The sequence below is a fragment of the Sphingobium fuliginis genome (assembly GCF_015074805.1).
Lineage (GTDB): Bacteria > Pseudomonadota > Alphaproteobacteria > Sphingomonadales > Sphingomonadaceae > Sphingobium > Sphingobium fuliginis.
Genome location: NZ_CP060035.1, coordinates 1,828,925 through 1,846,589, shown reverse-complemented (window position 1 = coordinate 1,846,589; position 17,665 = coordinate 1,828,925). Strand labels below are relative to the sequence as shown.

Genomic DNA, 17,665 nt, shown 5'->3' with positions numbered 1-17,665 from the left:
CGCCTTATTCCTCGCCAAATTTATCCTCGACCAGCGTCACCAGCTTGCCCAGCGAATCGGCTGCCTCGGGACCGGTGGCGCTGATGACGATGCTGTCCCCCATCGCCGCGCCCAGCATCATCAGGCCCATGATGGAGGTTCCGGTGACTTCGCTGCCGTCCTTGCGCACGGTGATCTGCGCGGGAAGGCCGCTGGCCAGGGTCACGAATTTCGCGCTGGCGCGGGCGTGGAGGCCCCGGCGGTTGCTGATCCTGACTTCCTGGCTGATTTCGCTCATGTGGTGCTGCCCAACAGTTCCGATGCAACGCTGATATATTTCTGACCCGCTTCCCGCGCGGCGGCGACGGCCTGGCGCACGTCCATGACCTTGCGCGCGCTTTCCAGGCGGATCAGCATGGGCAGGTTGATGCCCGCGATCACCTCTATCTCCCCAGCCTTCAGCAGGGAGATGGCGAGGTTGGAGGGGGTGCCGCCGAACAGGTCGGTCAGCAGGATCACCCCCGACCCGTCGTTGACGCGCGCCACCGCATTGGCGATGTCGGCGCGGCGCATCTCCATATCGTCCTCAGGCCCGATGCAGATGGTCTCGATCTGCTGCTGCGGACCGACCACATGCTCCATCGCGACGACGAATTCCGTCGCCAGCGCCCCATGGGTGACGAGTACCAGTCCAATCATCTTGCTTACGTGGCCCACCTGTTCTTCATGGATTACGCTTTCGGGCCTCCCGGTCTGCGCTTCTCCAGGGCGTCCTGGGGCGCTGATTCCATATTGCGGTGCGAGACCGTGGGCGAAAAGCCCGCATCTTGCAAGTATCTGGCGACGCGTTCGGCCACATGGACCGACCGATGGCGGCCGCCCGTACAGCCAAAGGCCACGGTAATGTAGCTTTTTCCGCCCTCCGCATAGCGGGGCAGCAGCAGGGCCAGCAAGTGTTCGATGCGCCCGACCGCCTCCTCATAGGCGGGATCTTCCACGATATAGGCGGCGACAGCGGGGTCGAGCCCCGTCTTCGGCCGCAGCGCCTCCTCCCAATGGGGATTGCGCAGGAAGCGCATGTCGAACACCAGATCGGCGTTGAGCGGCACGCCGCGCGAATAGCCGAAGGACATGATGGTCAGCACCGGGTCCGACAGCCCCTCGCGCGAGAAGCGGTTGCGGATTTCCTGTTGCAGGCCGTTGCTGGTGAGGCTGCTGGTGTCGATCACCTGATTGGCCCAGCGGCGCAGCGGTTCGGTCAGTTCCCGTTCGCGGGCGATGCCATGGCGGGCCGGGCGGTCGGTGGCCAGCGGATGGCGGCGGCGGGTTTCCGCGAAACGACGCTCCAGCTCCTCGCCGGAGCAGTCGAGGAACAGCGTTTCCACATCATGGCCGTGGCGAGCGCGCAGGGCCTTGATCCGCTGGACGATCGCGGCGGCGTCGAAGCCGCGGGTGCGCGCGTCGATGCCCAGCGCCAGAGGACGGTCCGTCCCTTCCTCATGCCCCTCCGGCAGGGGGGTGTCGAGCAGGCGGTCGAGCAGCACCAGCGGCAGGTTGTCGACCACTTCCCAGCCCATATCCTCCAGCGTCTTGAGCGCGGTCGTCTTGCCCGCGCCTGACAGGCCGGACACGAGCAGGATGGTCTTCGGCGTTTCCAGGCTCACAACGGGTCCATGCTCCCGAGGCCCAGGGTCCGGACGGCGAGTTCCACCTTGATCGGGGCGGATGCTTCGAACGGGGCGAGCCGGACCACGGGGATTGCGACCCCGGCGATGGACCGTTGCGCGGTTTCCGGCGGCATGCGCTCCACATCGTCGCTGAGGTCGACCGCCAGCGCGACCGGGGCGTTGTCCGCATGGGGCATGTCGACCAGGCCCAGGCCGCGCACCTCCATCATGCCGACGATCCGGTCGGGCGCGCGGGCGAACAGGCGCCCTTCGATCTCCAGCAGGCGGGTATAGTCGTCGCTCACCAGCACGGCGCCGCGATCGATCAAGCGCAGCGCCAGGTCGGACTTGCCCATGCCGCTGGGGCCGCAGAGCAGCACGGCCCGGCCGTCGATCGCCACGCTGGTCGCATGCAGGGTTTCGGAAGAATGTGTCGACGCCATATCGCCTTATCGCTTTGACGTCATATTAGCTCCTGTTGGTGCTGGTGGAAATCGAATTAACCGGGGCGTTTCTCATTATGGTGCAGTGGGGTGTGGGGGGGCGGCAAATCCAGGCCATTCCTCGCAGACGGTCGGCGCGGCGAAGCGGGCCTGGAGGGCGGCAGCTTAAAAATCCCGGCCTCCTCCCGCCCATGGGAGGGGGAGTATCTGAGCCTCCCCCTTTCCGGCTTATTCCGAAACGATGCCCGGATCGCGTTCGACCGCCATGGGCAGGCGCACGATGAAGCAGGCGCCGCTTTGCGCGTCCTGGCGGTCCGCGATGCTGATCTTGCCCTGATGCCCCTCCACGATGGAGCGGGCGATGGCGAGGCCAAGGCCCGAATGCTTGCCGAACGCCTCATTTTCCGGGCGGACGCTGTGGAACCGGCGGAAGACATGCTCGCGTTCCGATTGCGGGACGCCGGGACCCTGATCCTCCACGCTGACCAGCACTTCATTGTCCGCCACGGTCGCGACGATCTGGACCAGCCCGTCATCGGGGGAGAAGGAGATCGCATTGTCGATGAGGTTGTCGAGCACGCGGATGATCCGCTGCTCCTCGCCCAGCGCAACCGCGACATTCCTGCGTGGCCGGGCGAAGGCGAGGCGCACGCCGCGAGGCACGCCGCGGGCTTCGCGGGCGACCACCATCTTCTCGATCAACAGGCCGAGGTCGATCGGCTCGAACCGGGTGCGGGAAAGCTGCGCGTCGATGCGCGAAGCTTCGGCAATGTCCGTCACCAGCCGGTCGAGCCGGCGCACATCGTCCTGCGCGATCGCCATCAGCTGGGCGCGCAGTTCCGGCTTGTCCACCCGGTCCAGCGCGTCGAGGGCGGAACGCAGGGAGGCGATGGGGTTCTTCAGCTCATGGCTGACATCGGCGGCGAAGGCGTCGGTCGCGTCGATCCGCTGGCGCAGCGCATGGCTCATGTCGGACAGGGCGCGGGCCAGCATGCCGATCTCGTCCCGCCGGTCGGGCAGGCGCGGCACCGTGACTTCGCGCGCCCGCCCCAGCCGCACGCGCACCGCCGCGCGGGCGAGGCGTTGCAGCGGCTGCACGATGGTCCGGGCCAGGAACAGGGAAAGCAGGACGGAAGCCAGCACCGCCGCCGCCAGCACCATGCCCAGGCGGAAACGCTCCGCGCGGACGGTGCGCGTGATGTCGCGGGCGTTTTCCGTCGCCAGCAGGCCGGTGCCGTCCTTCACATTGACCGCCGCGGAGATCATGAAGGTGCGGTCGGGGGCATAGCGGTTCACCGCCTGGGTGCGGCCGCTTTTGCGCGCCACGACCATTTCGGGCCATGCCTGTGCCCGGTCGACCGCCGGCTCCTCGAAATTGGGCGGGCGGTCGGCGGACACGATGCGGTCTATCACCTTGTCGAGGAAGCGGGCGACATGGCGCTGCCATTCCTCCTCGGCGGGCAGGCGCAGGCGATAGCGCGGCGCGTTCATGGCGAAGCTGTCGGCGATCAGCCGTCCTTGCGCGTCATAGCGGCGCACGCGGTCGCCGGTCTGCCGCGCATAGGCGGCGATCAGCGCGTCCTGCCGGTCCGCCGGCGCATTTTCAAGGCCAATGGCCAGCAGCTTCAATTCGCGCGCCGACTGCTCCAGCCGGTCGTCGACGATGCGCGTGCGGTAGCTGTCCAGATAGAAGAAGCCGCCCGCCAGCAGCGCCAGCGCGAACACATTGACCGCCAGGATGCGCGGGGTCAGGCTGATCCGGCCGGACCAGCTCCACCTTGCGCCCGCGTCATGCTTCTTCGGAGAAACGATAGCCGGCGCCATAGAGGGTGTCGATTGCGTTGAATTCGGGGTCGACTTCGCGGAACTTGCGGCGAAGGCGCTTGATGTGGCTGTCGATGGTGCGGTCGTCGACATAGACGTCGTCCTGATAGGCGGCATCCATCAGCTGGTTGCGGTTCTTGACCACGCCGGGGCGCGCGGCGAGCGTTTCCAGGATCAGGAATTCGGTCACGGTCAGCGTCACGTCGCGGCCCATCCATTTGACCCGGTGGCGGGCGGGGTCCATTTCCAGCCGGCCGCGCACGATCGGTTCGACCACCGGCTCGTCGGGCGCGGCATCCACCTTGCTCGCCTCCGCCCGGCGCAGGATCGCGCGGATGCGCGCGATCAGCAGCCGCTGGGAGAAAGGCTTGCTGATATAATCGTCCGCGCCCATGGCGAGGCCTAGCGCCTCGTCCAGTTCGTCGGCCTTGGACGTCAGGAAGATGACCGGCATATGGCTCTTTTCCCGCAGCCGCCGCAGCAGTTCCAACCCGTCCATGCGCGGCATCTTGATGTCGAACACGGCCAGGTCTGCGGGATTTTCTACCAGCGCCTTCAGCGCCGCCTCCGGGTCCGAATAGAGGCGCGTCAGGAACCCTTCCGTCTGCAACGCGATGGAGACGGAGGTCAGGATATTCTTGTCATCGTCCACCAGAGCGATGGTTGCGGTCATGCTGCGCCCCGAAAATCGTCGGCAATGGGAATGCCCCTGCGTTAGACGAAGGCGGCTTCCCCTGCAAGGAAGGCCGGGCGGGCGGGTTATGCGGTGTAGCCATGGGAATTCGGGATAAATGCCGGGGATGCGGGGTTTCCCGGGGTTTGACGCATCTTCTGCAAAGGCTTATGCCCGCTAGGTCTGCAGCAGATGGCGCCAAGCGGCGAAGATCGCGGCGTTGAGAGGCGGACCGGCCGTGAACATGATAAGATGGCGGCCGGACATAATGATATTCAGGAGTAAAGGCGTGCAGGCCAAATCCTCTTTCACCCTCGATCGGCAGGGCATTTCCACCAGCGCCGATCAATATTGGAATCTGGGCACCGCGCCGCTGGTCGAAGCCGCGCTTGCCAATGGCGAGGGCATATTGGCCAAGGACGGCCCGCTGGTGGTCAAGACCGGCAAGCATACCGGGCGGTCGGCAAGCGACAAGTTCATCGTCAGGGACGCGGAAACCGAATCCACCGTCTGGTGGGGCAAGACCAACGTGCCCATGACGCCGGAGCATTTCGCTGCGCTGAAGGCCGATTTCTTCGCCGCCCTGGGGCAGAAGGACAAGCTGTACATTGCCGATCTGTTCGGCGGATCGCAGCCTGAGCATCGCGTCAACGTGCGGATCATCAACGAATTCGCCTGGCATAACCTCTTCATCCGCACGCTGCTGGTCCGTCCGGGCGCGGAGGAGCTGGCGGATTTCGCGCCTGAATATACGATCATCGACCTGCCCACCTTCCAGGCCGATCCGGCCCGTCACGGCACCCGCAGCGAGACGGTGATCGCGGTCAACTTCACCGAGAAGCTGATCCTGATCGGCGGCACGCGCTATGCCGGCGAGATGAAGAAGTCGGTCTTCGGCATCCTCAACTATCTGCTGCCGACGCGGGGCGTGATGCCGATGCACTGTTCGGCCAATATCGGCCCGAACGGCGACACGGCGGTCTTCTTCGGCCTGTCGGGCACGGGCAAGACCACCCTGTCGGCCGATGCCAGCCGCACGCTGATCGGGGATGACGAGCATGGCTGGTCGGACACCGCCGTCTTCAATTTCGAGGGCGGCTGCTACGCCAAGATGATCAACCTGTCGGCCGAGGCCGAGCCGGAGATCTTCGCCACCACCAAGCGGTTCGGCACGGTGCTGGAAAATGTCGTGATCGACGAGGAAACCCGCGAGATCGACCTGGACGACAACAGCCTGGCCGAGAACAGCCGGGGTTCCTACCCGATCGACTTCATCCCGAATGCGTCGGAGAAGAATCTGGGGCCGGTGCCGAAGAACATCATCTTCCTGACCGCCGATGCTTACGGGGTTTTACCGCCGATCGCGCGGCTGACGCCGGACCAGGCCATGTATCATTTCCTTTCGGGCTATACCGCGCGCGTCGCCGGGACGGAGATCGGCGTGACGGAGCCGTCCGCGACCTTCTCCACCTGCTTCGGCGCGCCGTTCATGCCGCGTCACCCTTCCGTTTACGGCAACCTGCTGAAGGAACGGATCAACAAGGGCGGCGTGACCTGCTGGCTGGTCAACACCGGCTGGACCGGGGGCAAATATGGCGTCGGCAAGCGCATGCCGATCAAGGTGACGCGGGCCCTGCTGAACGCGGCGCTCGACGGCAGCCTCAACAACGCCGAATTCCGCACCGATCCCAATTTCGGCTTCCAGGTGCCGGTTGCGGTTCCGGGCGTGGATTCGACCATACTCGATCCGCGCGCGACCTGGCCCGACAAGGCGGCCTATGACGAAACCGCCGGCAAGCTGGTCAAGCAGTTCGTCGACAATTTCGCCCAGTTCGAGGATCATGTCGATGCGTCGGTGCGCGACGCGGCGCTGACGGCGGCCTGACAGGCCCGCATTTCGTAACGACAGGGGCCGGAGCGATCTTCCGGCCTCTTTCGCTTCCCGTCGGCGGGACGGAATGCTATCCTGCATCAAACTTCAGCGGGATATGAGCTATGGCACTGTTCGACGATTTGCTGGGCAATATGGGTGGCCTGGAGGCGGTTGCCGCGAAGATCGGCCTTCAGCCCGACCAGATGCAGGCCTTGATGAGCGAAATCGGCGGCAAGATCGCTTCGGGCGAGACCGATGTCGCCGCGCTGGCGACCACGGCCGCCGAACATGGCGTGTCGGCGGACAAGTTGCAGGAGCTGTTCGCCCATTTCGGCGGCCCGGAAGCCATATTGGCGAAGATCGGCGGCCTGTTCGACCGGGATGGCGACGGCAATCCGCTCAACGAACTGGGCGGGCTGGCCAAAGGTCTTTTCGGCTGATCCGCCGTCCCGGCGCACGCTGGGATGACGGATTTTGCGGAAATGGCCGGGCATACCCCGGATTGGGTATGCTTTTGGATAGATAAGCGATTATGAGCTTGCTGCGGGACGGGCGTGTCGGCGCTCCGGGAGCAGGGGAAAATCATGATGATGGGGGATATGCTGCGCGGCAGCGCCGCCATTGCAGCGATATTGAGCAGCAACGCGCAGGCGCAGAGCCAATTTCTGTCCGGTGAATGGATGCAGGACGGGGCCTGCGTGCCCAGCTACCGTGCGCTGAATGCGCCGGAGACGCGCAATCTTCCCTGCTGCGTTCCGGCGCGTCGCGCGGTGCCGCCGCTTTGCCCGCGGTCCTGATCCGCGCGGATGATCGCCAGCTTTCGCACGGACAAGTTTTTTTCGCCTTGCCTTGGAACGTCCCAAGGGGCATTCGCGCTGCATAGCTTATTGCGAAGCCCACGCAACTGACGCTCTTACCCGCGACAGTCGCCCTGGATTTGGCAGGGGAAAAGGTTTTGAACGACGTGACGATCGAAAAGCCGGTGCTGGAACCGACCGGCGCGCTTTCAGTGGAAACCGTGCTGTCGGTGCGGCATTGGAACGAACATCTGTTCAGTTTCCGCATCACGCGGCCGGCCAGCTTCCGCTTCCGGTCGGGCGAGTTCGTGATGATCGGTTTGCAGGGCGACAATGGCAAGCCGCTGCTGCGCGCCTATTCGGTCGCCAGCCCCGCCTGGGACGAGGAACTGGAGTTCCTGTCGATCAAGGTGCAGGACGGGCCGCTGACGTCCAAACTGCAACTGATCCAGCCCGGCGACCAGATCTATCTGGGGCGCAAGCCGACCGGCACGCTCGTCACGGACGCGCTGCTGCCGGGCAAGCGGCTGTTCATGCTGTCGACCGGCACGGGCCTGGCGCCCTTCCTCAGCCTGGCGCGCGATCCGGACGTCTATGAATTTTACGAGCAGGTCGTGGTGGTCCATTCGGTCCGCCGGGTGAGCGACCTTGCCTTCCATGACGAGCTGTCGGGCAAGCTGGCGGACGACCCGCTGGTGGCCGAGCAGGCGGCCAGCCAGTTCCATTATGTGCCGACCGTGACGCGCGAACCCTTCCGCAACAACGTCCGCATCGACAAGCTGGTGGAAACGGGCGCGCTGTTCGAAGGGATTGCAGGCGAGCCGAAGTTCAATCCCGAGACCGACCGGATCATGATGTGCGGCAGCATGGAGATGATCAAGCAGTTCGGCGCCTATTTCGAGGAACAGGGCTTTGCCGAGGGCTCCAACGCCGCGCCCGGCGCCTATGTTATCGAGCGCGCCTTCGTAGGTTGATCGCCTGCGGCATCGGCAAGGGAAGGGCTGGCGGCGATGCCGGCCCTTCTGCTTTTCCGTGGATGGTCTTCATGATGGGGGCAGGCGGCGCAAGGCCGGCATCGCAACGGCGCCAGACGATGTCATCGCAATGAACCGGCTGCGACCCGAGGCTTTGCTTCTGGCCGGTCCATATCCTTGTTTCCCTTTCCCGTGCCGATGGCAAGATGATCATCGTCCATTATGAACGGTTTATCGGATATGCTCCGGCGTCCGCGCATGGCCCCCGCGGCGAGTCGCGCCCGGGATGCGGCTCCATTCGGCCGTTGCGGCAGCGGGCGATTCGGCAAAGCGGTCGATTTTTCGGTGGAACATCGCGATAAGCAGTCCACCTCCGGCGTAGGAAGGGGCGACGGCGCGATTTGTGGAGATGCGGGCAGACAGTGCGAAGGCGGCCTACACCGCCTTCCTGAGCTATAATCACAGGGACGTTCGGGCCGCGCGCGGGCTGCAACGGCGGCTGGAATCCTATCGGCTGCCCAAGGGCGCCATGCGATCCGACGGCGAGCGGCGGCTTGGCCCGATCTTCCGCGACCGCGACGAATTGCCTGCCGCGGCCGACCTGTCGGAGGCGGTGAAGCAGGCGCTTTCCCGATCGGCGGCTTTGGTGGTCCTGTGTTCGCCCCATGCGGCGGCTTCGCCCTGGGTGGACAAGGAAATCCGCCTGTTCCGCTTCCTCCATCCCGACCGGCCGATCCTGGCGGCGATCATCGAAGGCGAACCGGAAGAGGCCTTTCCGCCTGCGCTGCAGGACGGTGGCGAACCGCTTGCCGCCGACCTTCGGCGGGAGGGCGACGGCGTTCGGCTGGGCACCCTGAAGATCATTGCCGGGCTGGCCGGGATCGGCCTGGACCGGCTGGTGCAGCGCGATGCGCAGCGGCGCGTCCGGCGCGTGACGGCTGTCACGCTGGCCCTGATGCTGGTCATGCTAGCTTTTCTCGCGCTGTCGATTGCGGCCTTGCAAGCGCAGCGGGAAGCGGAGCGGCAACGCGCCGAAGCAGAAGGGATCATCGAATTCATGCTGACCGATTTGCGGGAACGTCTGCGCAGCGTCGGTCGCCTGGATGCCCTGACCGTCGTCAACGACCGGGCGATGAACTATTATCGCGACCAGGGCGACCTCGACGATTTGCCGGACGACAGTCTGGAGAGGCGGGCGCGCATCCTTCAGGCGATGGGGGAGGACGACATCGCGCGCGGCAGCCTGCCGGCGGCGCGGCGCAAGTTCGAGGAAGCGCATCGCACCACCACCGCTCTGCTGGACGACGAGCCCCAGCGGCCCGAATGGATCTTCGTCCACGCGCAGAGCGAATTCTGGATCGGGCAGGTCGATCAGCTATCCGGGCAGGCCGACGCCGCGCTCAGGCATTATCGGGCCTATCTGCATTGGGCCCGCCAGCTTTTCCGGTATCAGCCCCAGGCGGCGCGCAGCTTCACGGAAATGGGCTATGCGCTCAGCAACATCGCTTCGGTCCAATGGGAATCGAAGAACGACCATGACGATGCGATCCGGAATTATGCGAAGTCGCTCTACTGGTTCCAGCGGGCGCAGCAGGCCGATCCCGGATCGCTCAACATTCGCATGGAAGTGGCCGAACGCCATGCGCGGCTGGCCGACGTGCATTTCGACCGCCGCGACTTCCGCGCGTCGGAGCAGCATCGGCTGGAGCAACTGAGGCTGCTCGAACCCTTGCGGCGGGAAGATCCGCAAAATGGCGACATCGCCTATGACACTCTGGTGGCGACCCGTTCGCTTGCGCGGATCGCGTTCGAGACCGGTGAGACGGCCAAGGCGGTCAGGCTGCTGCGCGATGCGCGGAGCCAGTCTTCGGCGCTGCGCCAGCGCGATCCGGAGAACCAGAACTGGTTCGAGCAGCATTTGCGGCTGCTGATGGATGCAGCCGAGGTGGCGAGGGCGCGCCACCAGGGCGCGGAGGTCCACCGACTGGTCGACCAGGCCCGTCGGATCATGCATGATGCAAGTCCGACGGCCGCGGCGGACCCGGCATTTCGGGCTACGTCGATCCGGCGTCTGGATGCTATAGCACAGTCGAATGACAGGGCTTCGGCAAAGGGGGAGTGAATGCTGCCTTACGGGAACAGTGTCAGGACCATCGGCCCCGGCGACAAGATCGATCATGTCACCCTGCTCTCCATTCGCGTGCGGGAAGGCGCGTGGAATGTCAGCCGCTGGTTCGCGCCGATCTGCGAACGCGGACTGCAGGCCACGGAGGCGCGCCTGCTGAAGATGGCGCAGTCCCGCGACCCCGCGCAATATCCCGAATTCAGGGGCTATGGGTTCGAGAACATCGCCTTCGTCGAATATATGTGCTTCTTCACCATCATATTGGATGCGCCCGGCTACGGCTTCCATGACGGAAAGGACACCGATCCGATCTGGTTCGTGGAGAAGAAGGAAAACAGTTCGCTGCCCCCGCCGCCCGCGCCGGTGGCGCCCAACCGCAGCTTCTACGACCTGGAGATGACCGACATCGGCGGCTATCCGGCGCTGCGCTGCCGCAACTACATGTGCAACGGCTATACCGGCGAACCGTTGAAGGAAGGGGAGGAGCAGGGCTTCATCTTCAATCTCTATATTCGCGGCCGTTATGAACATGGCGGCGATTCGGGGGTTGTCCTGGCGATCGATCCCGACGGCGTCAGCAAGGGACCGCGGAAATAGGATCGCGCGAATCCGGTGGCGGCGGACGGGCGCTTGTGGGACAAGGCGGGAAATGATCAGGCCGCAGCTTAACAGCATCACGCGATTGGCCCGGGCGGGCGCGCTGGAACAGGCCTGGACCACATTCCATGCCGCCGGCCTGTCGCCGCAATCGGACGACCCGGATGTGCTGACGGTTTACGGACGCCTGCTGAAGGACCGCGCGGCGGGGGAGAGCGGCGCGGCGCGGGAAGAATTGCTGAACCGGGCCATCACCGCCTATGAGCGTGCTTCCGCCCTTTCGCATGCGACCTATCCGTTGATCAACGCGGCGACGCTGGCCTATGTCGCAGGGCGGCACGAGGCGGCGGTGACGCTGGCCAATGCCGTGATGACGCTGCTCGACGATCCGCTGCGCGCCGCCGAGACGCCCTATTGGATCGATGCGACGCGGGCCGAAGCGCTGCTGCTGCTGGGCCGGACCCAGGATGCCGAACGGATGCTGCGGCAGGCCATCGGGCATCAGCCCGAAGCGTGGGAAGACCATGCCTCCACGCTGCGACAGTTCGCGATGATCCTGGCGGAGGCGGGACGGCCGGCGGACTGGCTGGACCGTCACCGTCCGGCTTCGCCGCTCTATTTCGAAGGAATATTGGGCCTTGCAGCCGATGACGCCCAGGCGGCTCACACGATTGCCGGGGCGGTGGATGCATTGGCCCCTTCCATGGTGATCGGGGCGCTGGCCGCCGGGGCGGACATATTGGTGGCGGAGGCGGCCATTGAGGCGGGCCGCCAGCTGCATGTCGTTCTGCCCTGTCCGGCCGAACTGTTCCGGGCGGCGTCGGTCGATCCTTTCGGTCCGGCATGGGCCGATCGGTTCGATGCGTTGATGGGAAGGGCGGTGTCGGTCAGGGAAATGGACGACTGGCAACCGCTCAGCAATGCATCCGTCGAGGTGTCGAGGCAGGCCGCCATGGGGCTAGCCCTGTGCGAGGCCAAGCGCCTGCAATCCTCCGCCCGCGCCTTGCAGATCGTCGGGCGGGGCGAGGAGGGGGGAGGCGACATGGCAGGCTGGGAAGCGCTGGGGCTTCGGCTGGATCGGCTGGCGCTGGAACGGAGCAACGCCGCTCAGGTCGCCCTGTCGCCGGAGGCGGAAGTCGTGGCGCTGATCGCCGTTCCGGAATCCCTGCCCTTCCACTTCGGCGGGGATGCGACGCTCTTGATCGGGCAGGAGGGGCAGCATGCCTATGGCCAGTCTTCCCTTGCCGACGCGGCCCACAGGGCCGCTGCTTTGCGCGGCGACCATCCCGAGGCCCGGCTGGCGCTGGATTACCGCGCCCTGGCCGACACGCAGGACGGGCGCTGGGATCGTGCGCTCATGATCGCCGCCGCGGACCTGGAGGGGGCGGTGGCGTTGAGCGAGTCGGCCGCCCTTGCCCTTGCCCTGCACGCGCCGGATGCGAATGTGCAGCCGATGGGCGACATCAGGACGGCGTCGGGCGACCTGGCGCTTTATGGCCTGTTTCCCTGAGCCTGGGGGAATCGCCTCTTTCTGGTCCGCGCTGAGTCCTTCGACAAGCTGAGGGCGAACGGATGTTGAGCGGCTCCGGTTCATCGGACGTTGCTCAGGATGTGCGAGGATCCGGCTTCCGCGACCGGGAGGAGAATCGGCGCTTGCAGGCCCGATCTCCGCATGGCGTGGTCCGGGCAGGCTTCAGGCTATCAATTCGGCGAGCAGGCGCGGCGCCAGTATCTCCAGCGCCTCGTCTGTCCGGCTGACGATGCCCCGCCGCAGCAGATGCGCAATGGCCCGGGATGTCGTCTCCCGCGTGGTATGCACCGACAGCGCCAGCGCGGACAGCACGGGCGGCGGCTCGATGCGGTTGGAGGCGCCCGCAAGGCGCAGCAGTTCGGCATAGACCCGGCCATTCGCCGTCAAAGTGGTTCTGGCGGCCATGCGGTCCAGCATCACGTCCAACTGCCGCGCGAACAGCAGGCTGAGGCCATGGGCTATATCCGCGCTGTGCCGCGCCAGGTCCACCAATGCCGAGGTTTCGATGCAGAGGAGATGGAGCGAACCCTGCGCGACGATGTCGCTGCGCAGCGCCGCCGGTTCGGGATAGCTGCCGAAGATTTCGCCCGGCCCGTGGGAAGCGAGCAAGGTCAACTGGCCATCGGCCGAGTTGATCTGGGCCTGGGCGGCGCCCTCCACGACCACCCAGCAATGATCGGCCAGGTCGCCCTGATGCGCGACGACGGCCTTGTGCGGAAAAACCATGTCGCGAACGGCGGACGCCAGAGCCTCGGCACCTGCCTGCCCACATGAAAACACGCTTCTGATAACGGCCAGCCGTTCCGTCTCAAGCAAGCTCTTCCCCCAAAAACCATGTGGGCCAGCGCGGTCGAACCTACCGGCTGATGGCTCTCAAAAAAAGGCCCAGCAGCGCGAAGGCTGCCGGGCCCTGAGTTGGAAATCAGGCAAGCCTGAGTTCCTCGGGTCGCGGGCGGAACAATAAGCGCCTCTTCCCATCTTGCGCGTGACGTGCATCACGCTTCGTCGATCTCCGACAAAGGCGTTGGGCGGGAGAAGGCGCCCACCATGCTCAGCTTGACGCCGGCCCGTATACGCTGCCCTAATAGGTGACGGTCACCGTCAGCGTGTCGAGATAGCCGGCGCCGGCCGCCACATTCTGTCCCGCCGGGATGCGGCCGTAGACGGTGACGCTGTCGTTGAACACCAGCAATGCCAGGACGGCGCGCGTGACGTTGACCGATCCGCCGGTGCCGTTGCCCCATATCTGCGTGCGTGCGGCGTTGGTGTAGAGGTTGTAGTTGAGGGCAGCGGCGCCCCTTCGCAGCGTGCGTGGCGCGAAGCTGCCGGAACTGCCGGCGCTGATGTCGATCGTGTAGGAGCCGGCCAGCGCCACCAGAAGATCGCAATGGACGTTGATCGTACCCGTCGCGTCCGTCGCGGTGGGGGAGAGCGGATTATAGTTGCCGAAGCTGATGCCGGTGGCGGTGACCGTGCAGGAGCAGCCGGCCAGACCGTTGCAGGCGGCCTGGGCAGGGCTTGGCTGCATCAGGAACAGGATGGCCGTCAGCAGCGGCAGGGCCGTCAGGGCTTGAGCGCGCCGCCTCATGGCGCCGGCTCCCGCTGGAAGGCGCAGGCGACGGGGCCGATGCGGGGCAGCGTGTCGCGCGGCGCGATGCCTGTCACGATCGCCTTGCAGACGCTACCGCCCGTGTCGATCTCCAGCACCATCCCTTCGCGGAGATTGCGCACGAAAATTTCTCCGCCGAAGCCGACGAACAGCGTCTCGCCGCCGTCGGTGCGTACGTTCGCGCCGGCTGCGACCGGCTTGCCGTCGGCGGTGGCGACGACCACCGTGCCCGGCCGGTCCTGCTCGACCGGGAAGCGGGCATGGGCCGCGCCCCTGATCCGCGGAACGACGATCATCGTGTCGTCGGGCAGCCGCACGTCCAGCGGCAGGTCGGACGGCGCCAGCGAAATCCGGTTCGCCTCATAGGGTCGCAGGTCCGGAACAATGGCGATGCCCCGCCGGTCGGTGCGCGCGACGGGGCGGTTTTCCTGATAGATGCGCACATTGCCCTGCCCCGGCACCTCGACCACGCCAAAGCCATTTTCGATCCGCCGGGAGGCATGGATGCTGCCGGCCGCGAGCATGACCCCGCCGCTCGCGAGCAGCCTCAGGCCCGTCTTGCCCCGGAAGCGGGCCGCCTCCAGGCTCAGCTCGCCCGTGGAGCCGCGCCAGTTCATTTCCGCCTGCTGCCGGTCGTTTTCGCCCTCGCTGCCCGCCAGGCGGTAGCCCCAGCCGCCCGAAAGCGGCGCCGTCCGCCGGATTTCCGCCAGGCGGTTGCGATTGTCGCCCTGCGCATAGACGCTGGTCCGCGTGCCCAGGGGAATGGTGAGGCCAAGGCCGACGACCGCCTCCGGTTCCCGGCCCGCCATGTCGCTGCGGATGGCGAACAGGCTCATATAGGCGCGGCTGCCGATCCCGACGCTGTAATTGGCCGATCCGATCCTCGCCCGGTTGCCGTCGCCATATTCAAGGTCGGTCCAGGTCACGACCATGCTGCCCAGATCGCCGAGCGACGCCCCGGCCGACGCCTGGAACTGCCGCGCGATGCGGTCCGCCGGGCGGTCTATGCCGATCTGGTCGAAGCGATCCGACGCACGCTGATAGCTGAACGCGATGTTCCAGCGCGGGGTGATGCGCGCGAAGGAGGCGCGATAGAGGCCGCCGCTCCCCTCCCTCCCGAGCGATCCCGCCAAAGCGAGGCTGAATTCCCCGAGCAGCGGCCAGACGAACGACAGGCCGCCGCCCAGCATTTGCACGTCGCCGCTCGCCTCCGCCCGGGCATCCACGGTCAGCCAGTCCGTCAGGCCGCGCCTGTAGCTGCCCGCGGCGAAGGCGGTGCCGTAGCTGAAGCTGGCAATGCCATAGTCGCGCCGTTCCGCCCCGGCCTCGAACGACCAGGCGGACAGCCCGGCGCTGAGCAGCCGGGGGCTGACATAATAGGGCGTGCGCACGCGCCGTTCGACCCCCATGGCGTCGCGCACGACCAGCGTCACCTCGCCCGCGCCCGTCACCAGAGGCACCTGATCGATGGAGAAGGGCCCCTGATCGACGTCCGACTGGAAGCGCACGGCATTGTTCACGAGCAGTTCGACATTGGAGGGCACGGCGGTGCGGCCGAGAAAGGCGGGGGTGGGAAAGGTGATGAGGGTGGGACTGAGTCCGAATTCGGTGCCGTAGCGAACGCCGCCATAGCGTATCTGGCGGCCCCAGTCGGGCTGGTCGTGACGGTATCGCCCAGGATCAGTCGGCGGAGATCCTGGGGATCGTCGCGGATGAAATAGCTGTCGAGCCGCACGACGCCGTTGCCGATGCCGCTGCTCTGCCCGACCGTCATGCTGTTGGCGAACAGGCCCCAATCGTCCGACAGGCCGGCTTCCAGGAAGGCGGAGGAGGCCAGTTCGTCCTGATGGGAGACCGACAGGTCGTAATTGAGGAAGGCGGCGAAGGTGCCGGCTGTGGGCAGCAGCCTGCCGGCCGATCCGGAAAGCCGCTGCACCGCGAACCGTTCGGCGGGTACGGTCAGGTCAAGCTGCTGGCTGGCCGCATCGAAGGAGGGCGTGATGAAGGAGGGGAGGGGGACCAGCGCCTCTCCGTCGATCGTCACGGGCGGGGCATCGGGGCGGATCTTCCAGCGTTCGAGGTCCGCGGCCTTCAGGAACCAGGCATCGCCGCGCCGCCCGGCCAGTATCTCGCCCTCCTGCGCCTGGCCGTTGACCAGAAGCCGGACCAGCATCAGCGAGGGCCCGTCGCCGTCTTCCCCGGCGGCCGGCGGCGATCCATGGCCGGGGGGAGCCTGGGCGGCGGCGGGGCGGGACAGGAGGCAGAGCGCGACCATGGCCCCTTCAAGGGCGCGCGACTTCACGGGGCCGCTCCTCTGCAACGATCTCCGCGGCGACATCCGCCTGATCGGTCATCGCGTCGAGTTTCAGGGTCTGGCCGGAAGCGATGGATGCGGCAGTGTCGAGGACGACCTGCTGCGAGGAGCCGGGGAGCAGATAGACCGACATGTCCTGCCGGGCCACTTGCGGACCGCCCTTGCGCGACAGGATCAGGCGGTTGATCTGCACATGGGCGTTGCCTTCGTTGCGGATGGCGAAGGTCATCTGGCGCGGTCCGCTGGGCCAGGCGCGCCAGACCAGCCTGCCCGACCCGCGAGCCGGGGGCACGAAGATCGGAATGCTGATCCGCAGGAGCGTCTGGACGGTTCCGGCGGGAACCGCGCGGGTGCCGGGCACCTCCTCCAGGATCACGCGATAGCTCTTCTCCGCAGCGCCTGTTCCCGTCCTGAGGCCGAAGCGGGCGATCTGCACGGCGCCGGGCCGCACCTCGAACAGGGCGGGATTGGCGAGCACGTCGCGGGTCTCCTCCAGCACGTCTTCGCCCTTTTCCTGCCGCCAGCCATAGACGCGGAGCTGGACGCGGGCGCTTTCCTTGCTGCTGTTCTCTATCGCCATGGTCTGCACCGGTTCCGCCGGCGTCAGCACGACGCGCACCGGGAAGACCTTGAGCCCCGCCGCCTGCACGGGCGGCGCAGAGAGCATCGCCGCCGCTGCCGCAACGCTTGCATATCCCCTGTTCATCTTTTCGCGCTTCAGTAGTTGACGGTTACGGTGACCGTATCGGCATAGCCGCCCGCCGGCACATTCTGGCTTGGCGGGATGCGGCCATAGACGGTGAGCGTGCTGGGCAGCACCGGTGCGGTGGTGGCCGGCGGCGTGTCGGTGCCCGGCGTGTTGCCCCAATTGTTCGTGCGCGTCGTCTCCCGGAAGAGGCCATAGTTGAGGAGGTTGGCGCCGTTGACCATCTTCCGGCTGGTGACGGTGGCGCCGCTCGACGTGCCCGCGTTCAGGCCGACGGTGAAGGACGTGCCGACCGTGCACAGCACCGAAAGCGTGGTCGTGGCATCGAGCGGCGTGGCCGATGTGGGATCGTAGTTTCCGAAGCTGAGGGGGTTCGCCGTCACGGCGCAGGCAGTGAGGACGGTCGCCGTCACCGGGAATGTCGTCGTCGTCTGCGCCGCCTGCGCGGCGTCCGGCAAAGCCATTCCGAATATCAGCAGCCCGGCCAGATGGCCTTTGCCATACCGCTTCATGCGCATCTCCTGTAACGCATCCTGCGCCCTGTTCTGGCTAT

19 protein-coding genes are annotated in these 17,665 nt (G+C 66.2%); 7 read left to right on the top strand and 12 right to left on the bottom strand.

Annotated features, from left to right (window positions below):
* Window positions 1-4 precede the first annotated feature (4 nt).
* The 6 genes from H5V43_RS08845 to H5V43_RS08820 form a co-directional block, all read right to left on the bottom strand.
* Window positions 5-277 carry an HPr family phosphocarrier protein gene (locus H5V43_RS08845; RefSeq protein ID WP_025547580.1) on the bottom strand — a complete coding sequence of 91 codons (273 nt, stop codon included), beginning with the start codon at window positions 275-277 and terminating at the stop codon, window positions 5-7.
* A complete protein-coding gene (locus H5V43_RS08840) occupies window positions 274-678 on the bottom strand; it encodes a PTS sugar transporter subunit IIA (RefSeq protein ID WP_025547579.1) in 405 nt (134 codons plus the stop codon). Before H5V43_RS08840 ends, H5V43_RS08845 begins: the two co-directional genes overlap by 4 nt.
* Before the next feature lie 32 nt (window positions 679-710).
* The gene (gene rapZ / locus H5V43_RS08835) at window positions 711-1,643 is read right to left on the bottom strand and encodes an RNase adapter RapZ (protein ID WP_025547577.1); all 933 of its coding nucleotides are present in this window, start codon (window positions 1,641-1,643) and stop codon (window positions 711-713) included.
* On the bottom strand, window positions 1,640-2,089 hold the full coding sequence (locus H5V43_RS08830) for an HPr kinase/phosphorylase (protein WP_025547576.1): 450 nt from the start codon (window positions 2,087-2,089) through the stop codon (window positions 1,640-1,642). The genes rapZ and H5V43_RS08830 overlap by 4 nt, the downstream gene beginning before the upstream one ends.
* 228 nt (window positions 2,090-2,317) lie before the next feature.
* Window positions 2,318-3,913: a stimulus-sensing domain-containing protein gene (locus H5V43_RS08825; protein ID WP_025547574.1), complete on the bottom strand. Its 1,596-nt coding sequence runs from the start codon at window positions 3,911-3,913 to the stop codon at window positions 2,318-2,320.
* Window positions 3,879-4,586: a response regulator transcription factor gene (locus H5V43_RS08820; RefSeq protein WP_025547572.1), complete on the bottom strand. Its 708-nt coding sequence runs from the start codon at window positions 4,584-4,586 to the stop codon at window positions 3,879-3,881. The genes H5V43_RS08825 and H5V43_RS08820 overlap by 35 nt, the downstream gene beginning before the upstream one ends.
* Window positions 4,587-4,875: 289 nt before the next feature.
* Here H5V43_RS08820 and H5V43_RS08815 point away from each other — a divergent pair, with 289 nt between their 5' ends.
* The 7 genes from H5V43_RS08815 (at window position 4,876) to H5V43_RS08785 (ending at window position 12,462) form a co-directional block, all read left to right on the top strand.
* Window positions 4,876-6,471 (top strand): phosphoenolpyruvate carboxykinase, encoded by a 1,596-nt coding sequence (locus H5V43_RS08815; RefSeq protein WP_025547570.1) that lies wholly within the window; start codon window positions 4,876-4,878, stop codon window positions 6,469-6,471.
* 110 nt (window positions 6,472-6,581) lie between these two features.
* On the top strand, window positions 6,582-6,899 hold the full coding sequence (locus H5V43_RS08810) for a hypothetical protein (RefSeq protein WP_025547568.1): 318 nt from the start codon (window positions 6,582-6,584) through the stop codon (window positions 6,897-6,899).
* Between the two features lie 144 nt (window positions 6,900-7,043).
* Window positions 7,044-7,256, top strand: a complete 213-nt coding sequence (locus H5V43_RS08805) for a hypothetical protein (RefSeq protein WP_226870181.1) — start codon at window positions 7,044-7,046, stop codon at window positions 7,254-7,256.
* A 158-nt stretch (window positions 7,257-7,414) separates the two neighbouring features.
* Entirely contained in the window at window positions 7,415-8,230 is an 816-nt protein-coding gene (locus tag H5V43_RS08800; protein WP_025547564.1) for a ferredoxin--NADP reductase, read from the top strand.
* 409 nt (window positions 8,231-8,639) lie between these two features.
* Window positions 8,640-10,352, top strand: coding sequence for a toll/interleukin-1 receptor domain-containing protein (locus H5V43_RS08795; RefSeq protein WP_193666641.1), 1,713 nt, complete (start codon window positions 8,640-8,642; stop codon window positions 10,350-10,352).
* Window positions 10,353-10,952, top strand: coding sequence for a hypothetical protein (locus H5V43_RS08790; protein WP_025547563.1), 600 nt, complete (start codon window positions 10,353-10,355; stop codon window positions 10,950-10,952).
* Window positions 10,953-11,004: 52 nt separating this feature from the next.
* Entirely contained in the window at window positions 11,005-12,462 is a 1,458-nt protein-coding gene (locus tag H5V43_RS08785) for a TRAFs-binding domain-containing protein (protein WP_025547561.1), read from the top strand.
* 183 nt (window positions 12,463-12,645) lie between these two features.
* On the opposite strand, the gene H5V43_RS08780 is transcribed toward H5V43_RS08785, so the two are convergent.
* The 6 genes from H5V43_RS08780 to H5V43_RS08760 form a co-directional block, all read right to left on the bottom strand.
* Entirely contained in the window at window positions 12,646-13,299 is a 654-nt protein-coding gene (locus H5V43_RS08780) for a Crp/Fnr family transcriptional regulator (RefSeq protein ID WP_025547559.1), read from the bottom strand.
* Between the two features lie 265 nt (window positions 13,300-13,564).
* Window positions 13,565-14,071, bottom strand: coding sequence for a Csu type fimbrial protein (locus tag H5V43_RS08775; RefSeq protein ID WP_025547557.1), 507 nt, complete (start codon window positions 14,069-14,071; stop codon window positions 13,565-13,567).
* Window positions 14,068-15,636 (bottom strand): fimbria/pilus outer membrane usher protein, encoded by a 1,569-nt coding sequence (locus H5V43_RS08770; RefSeq protein ID WP_244968607.1) that lies wholly within the window; start codon window positions 15,634-15,636, stop codon window positions 14,068-14,070. The genes H5V43_RS08775 and H5V43_RS08770 overlap by 4 nt, the downstream gene beginning before the upstream one ends.
* Window positions 15,609-16,394: a fimbria/pilus outer membrane usher protein gene (locus H5V43_RS23590; protein WP_244968606.1), complete on the bottom strand. Its 786-nt coding sequence runs from the start codon at window positions 16,392-16,394 to the stop codon at window positions 15,609-15,611. Before H5V43_RS23590 ends, H5V43_RS08770 begins: the two co-directional genes overlap by 28 nt.
* Complete coding sequence (locus H5V43_RS08765) at window positions 16,375-17,112, bottom strand: fimbrial biogenesis chaperone (RefSeq protein WP_025547555.1); 738 nt, start codon at window positions 17,110-17,112, stop codon at window positions 16,375-16,377. Before H5V43_RS08765 ends, H5V43_RS23590 begins: the two co-directional genes overlap by 20 nt.
* Before the next feature lie 11 nt (window positions 17,113-17,123).
* Entirely contained in the window at window positions 17,124-17,624 is a 501-nt protein-coding gene (locus H5V43_RS08760; RefSeq protein ID WP_082166166.1) for a Csu type fimbrial protein, read from the bottom strand.
* Window positions 17,625-17,665: the final 41 nt, after the last annotated feature.